Genomic DNA, 4,631 nt, shown 5'->3' with positions numbered 1-4,631 from the left:
ATTCATTGCGATTTTTGCGCCGAGCGCTTTTATGCTCGACAGATATTTGTAAACGAGCGCCTGATAAAATTTTAAAATTTTAATTCCGCTCTCCCGCCGAATTTCAAAATTTTATATCTATGCCTATATTTCATAGCTTTTTACTATCTATTTATAACGTTATTCTATTTGACTTACATTTAAATTCGAGTTATCATTTCTTTTAAATATACACTTTCAATTAAAGGAGTTGCAAATGCAAGACGTATCAAGACGTAGTTTTTTAAAGATTAGCGCAGTGGGTGCGGGGGGCACTTGCGCTGGGAGCTAGTAGCGCAAGCGCGGCGCAAAACGCCAAGGACGTAAAATTTGACGAGGAATACGACATCGTCATCATCGGCACCGGTTTTGCGGGACTTGCCGCGGCGATTAAAGCCAGCGGACGCGGCAAAAAGGTGCTAGTGCTTGAAAAAATGGGTCGCGCGGGCGGAAATTCCGTCATCAACGGCGGAAATATGGCTGCTCCTATGAATAAATTTCAAGTAGCGCAGGGCATCAAAGACAGCAAGGAGCTTTTTATAGCCGATGCCGTAAAAGACGGGCTCGGGCTTAACCATACCGATCTTTTAGGCGTGATGTTCGATCGCAGCAACGATGCGGTGGATCTTTTAACTAGCTGCGGAGCGGAATTTAGCGATAAGCTGATCTTTGAGAGCGGCCATAGCGTCGCAAGAAGCTTGCAATCGACCAACGGCTCGGGCTCTGGCTACATCCAACCGATGATGGGTAAACTTCAAAACGATCCTAACGTCACGATCAAGACCCGCACGAAATTTGACGATTTTATCGTGGACGACAGCGGCCGCGTCGTGGGCGTAGAAGCTCGCGAGGAGTATAAATTTGATCCGAAACTCTTTAGCGACGATCTGGAAAATAAAAGCGGCGAGAAAAAGAGCTATAAAGCCAAAGACGGCGTTTTACTGGCTTCGGGCGGATACGGACGCGATCTATGGTACCGCCAGATCCAAGATCCGCGCGTAGTGCCTAGCATAGACAGCACCAACCATCCGGGAAGCTCGGCGGGAGCGATGCTAGCGGCAAATAGGATCGGCGCATTTACCCTTTTAACATCGTGGATTCAGTTCCTTCCATATTGCTCGCCCGATGAGAAGGGCTTCGGCGCTGCGGTAAATTTTACCAACCACTGCTGCAACACCTACGGTCTTACCGTCGATCCAAAGACGGGTAAACGCTTTATGGACGAGCACGCAGGGCGCAAGATCAAGGCAGACGCCTGCTTTAAGGTTATCGGCGAAAGCGAGAAAAACGACAACTATCCGGTAAACGTCTGCGACTCTCAAGCCGTCGCCGCGCGTAACCCGGTCTATACATCAAGGCCTTTGGAAGCGGGCGTCGTGAAGAAATTTGACACGCTAGAGGAGCTTGCGAAGGCTTACAATCTGCCGCTGGAGCCGTTTTTAAAGACTGTCGCGGATTATAACTCTTACGTCAAAGCGGGTAAAGACCCCGAATTCGGCAAAGTGGTCGATAAGCTAGACGGCATCGACGTTTCCAAACCGCCGTTTTACGCAAGCCGCACGATGCCGAAGGTGCACCACACGATGGGAGGGCTCGAGATCAACACCAAAGCTCAGGTCATCTCGAGCCTTACTCACGAGCCGATCCCGGGGCTCTGGGCTGCAGGCGAAGTAACCGGCGGCGTACACGGCGCGAGCAGGCTCGGAACCTACGCGATCCTTGATTGTATGGTTTTTGGAATGATCGCGGGCGAAACAATCGGGGCTTAAATTTAGCGCCTCAAAATTTCGGCGCGAAGTAGCGGTACGCGCTTTGCGCCGAAATACTCTGTGCGAGTCTTTAAAATTTCACAAAAATTTTGCTGCGATTTGTGAGATACGAAGCGCGGAATTTCCGAGCATTTACCAAAACGCCGTAAAATTTAAACTTGAAATTTTATCTCAAGGAACGCCTCGTGCCTAGCTTTTTTAAAAATCCGTCGCAGCAGAAGCTTATTTTTCTAAGCTCGCTTGCTTTTGTGGCATTTTTTAACTTCTCGTTTTTTAAAAATATCATAAACGCCTACGGAATCTCGGGACTAAATTTTATCTATCTTGTCTGCGACGCGGCGGCTTTGATCGCTTTTTTGACGCTATTTTTTACAATTTTTAGCTCGCGTTATACGACCAAGCCGATTTTGATGATCTGCTTTTTTATCTCGTCGTTTACAGCGTATTTTATGGATAGCTATAACGTCGTAATCGATTCGGAGATGATCCGTAACGCAGCCCAGACGAACTTTGCCGAATCAGCGGATCTTTTCAGTCTGCGACTGGCGATTTACGTGCTGGTACTGGGCGTCTTACCCTGTGTGCTGATTGCTCGCTCGCACGTTAGCTACCGTCCGCTTAAATTTGAAATTTTAGCTAAGCTCAAAACAGCGGGCATTTGCATAGTGATCATCGCGGCGCTGCTTTTTGGATTTAGCAAATACTACGCGTCATTTTTCAGAGAGCATAAAATTTTACGCAGCTACGCAAATCCCGGATATTGGATCTACAGCGGCGTTAAATTTGCCGCAAAATCTAAAAAGCAAGGCTCGCAGCCTCTGATGCAAATCGCTACGGACGCGCATATCGATAAAAATTCCACAAGTCCAAAAAAACTCGTCGTCGTAGTCGTGGGCGAAGCGGCAAGAGCGGATAGATTTTCGCTAAACGGCTACGAGCGAGATACTAATCCGCTACTAGCCAAAGAGCAGGGTGTCGTAAGCCTAAGCAATACCCATTCTTGCGGCACTTCGACGGCGCAAAGCGTGCCGTGCATGTTTTCGCTGCTAAATCGCGATGAATTTAGCGTCGAAAAGGCTGCGGAGGAGCAAAACGTATTAGACATACTAAACCGCGCTGATGACATGGCAATTTTGTGGCGCGATAACAATTCCGATTCCAAAGGTGTGGCGCTGCGCGTAAAATATCAGGATTTTAAAATTCCGCAAAATAATCCGATCTGCGACGTAGAGTGCAGGGACGAGGGGATGCTTGCGGGGCTTGATAAATTTATCGCCGAAAACGCGGGCAAAGATGTATTAATCGTGCTGCATCAGATGGGCAATCACGGGCCTGCGTATTTTAAGCGCTATAAGAAAGAATTTGAAAAATTTAGCCCCGTTTGCCGCGATAACGAGCTTGAAAACTGCTCGCAGCAAGAAATTTCAAATGCCTACGATAACGCGATTTTATACACGGATTATTTTTTAAGCAAGGTTGTAGAATTTTTAAAACCATATTCTAAGACGCACGAAACGGCGATGATCTATATGAGCGATCACGGCGAGAGCCTCGGCGAGGGCGGCGTTTATCTGCACGGCATGCCCTATCTTTTCGCTCCAGAGGCGCAAAAGCATATCGGTGCGATTGTTTGGCTAGGTGAGGGAAAAATGCGCGAAAGATACGATCTGAGCGCGCTTAAATCGCATAAGGACGATGCCTTTTCGCACGATAATCTTTTTCATACCTTGCTTGGAATTTTTGAAGTAGATACCAAGGTGTATAACAAGGATTTGGATATTTTAAGCGGAGTGAAAAATTAGAATTTTGCGCTAAATTTCGTCGTAAATTGTGAGTGAAATTTTAGCAATAAAAAATTTTATTGGCAAAATTCTAATTTAAGCTTAGTTTGAAATTTTACCTAAACTTGAGCGAAATCCGCTCCAAAAATTTTTGTGCAAAAGCTAACAAAGAGGCAAAGTGCTGCAAAAACTCAATCTCTCATTTATCGTTGCGAGCTATGAATTTTAAATTTCATTAGAAATTTTACGTGCAGTTTTGATAAATGCTTGCGCCAGATGGCTTAGGCGCTTGCCTTTTTTGTATGCAATTAGCAGAGTCCTGTCCAGCTCGTACGCGCCCACGTCAAAGAGCTTAATCCTGTCTACCTTATCTTCTTTTATCATCTGCGGTATACTAAAGCACGCTCCCACGCCGCTTGCGACGATAGCATTGGCGATATCAAAGGTCTCCGTACGGCATAGCACTTTCGGCACAAATCCCGCAGCAGCAAAAAATGCATCTATCTGCTCGGCGCTTCTTAGACTTTGATTAGGCAGGATGAATCTTTCCTCTTTTAAGCGCAAAATGTTAATTTTGGGAACAGATTCGTTTTTAAACTCAAGCGAGAGCGGATGGGTGGAGCTTAGAGCGACATAGGTTTTTTGCGTTAGAATTTTAACCCCGTCAAGCCCGCTCATATCGATGGGCAGTATCAGCATACCGACATCAAGATCACCTTGAAGTAACATTTCACGAATGCTAAGCGCAGAAGAAAACTGCGTGATTTGCAGATCCGAATCCTTAAATTTCTTGCAAAACATCGGCAGCAGCGATGGCAGTAGATTATAGCTGTTTTGCGAAAAGCCGATGCGAATTTTATCATTTTTTACGCCGCTTATTTCAGAGATATCGCTTTTTAGGTCGTTTATGGCATCAAAAATGATTTTGGCTTTACTAGCGTAAATTTTTCCCGCGCGCGTAAGCGAAATGGGATTGCTCGTGCGGTTAAAAAGCTGCGTTCCAAGCTCGCGCTCCAGCGATAAAATGCTCTGCGATAGCGACGGCTGCGGGATTTTAAGTGCT

At 46.1% G+C, this 4,631-nt stretch carries 2 protein-coding genes and 1 pseudogene; 2 read left to right on the top strand and 1 reads right to left on the bottom strand.

Translation table 11 applies throughout. The annotated features are described in order from the left end of the window. Positions 1-235 precede the first annotated feature (235 nt). Positions 236-1,787: pseudogene (locus tag Q0340_RS02855) on the top strand (flavocytochrome c). Positions 1,788-1,972: 185 nt separating this feature from the next. Further along, entirely contained in the window at positions 1,973-3,589 is a 1,617-nt protein-coding gene (locus tag Q0340_RS02850) for a phosphoethanolamine--lipid A transferase (RefSeq protein WP_298082083.1), read from the top strand. 204 nt (positions 3,590-3,793) lie between these two features. Here the strand turns inward: Q0340_RS02850 and Q0340_RS02845 are convergent. After that, a partial coding sequence (locus tag Q0340_RS02845) for a LysR family transcriptional regulator (RefSeq protein ID WP_298082082.1) occupies positions 3,794-4,631 on the bottom strand: 838 nt, incomplete at its 5' end.

This window comes from uncultured Campylobacter sp., assembly GCF_938045595.1.
Taxonomy (GTDB): Bacteria; Campylobacterota; Campylobacteria; order Campylobacterales; family Campylobacteraceae; genus Campylobacter_B.
The sequence above is the reverse complement of the archived record's forward strand: the minus strand, read 5'-3'. Positions and strand labels throughout refer to the sequence as shown.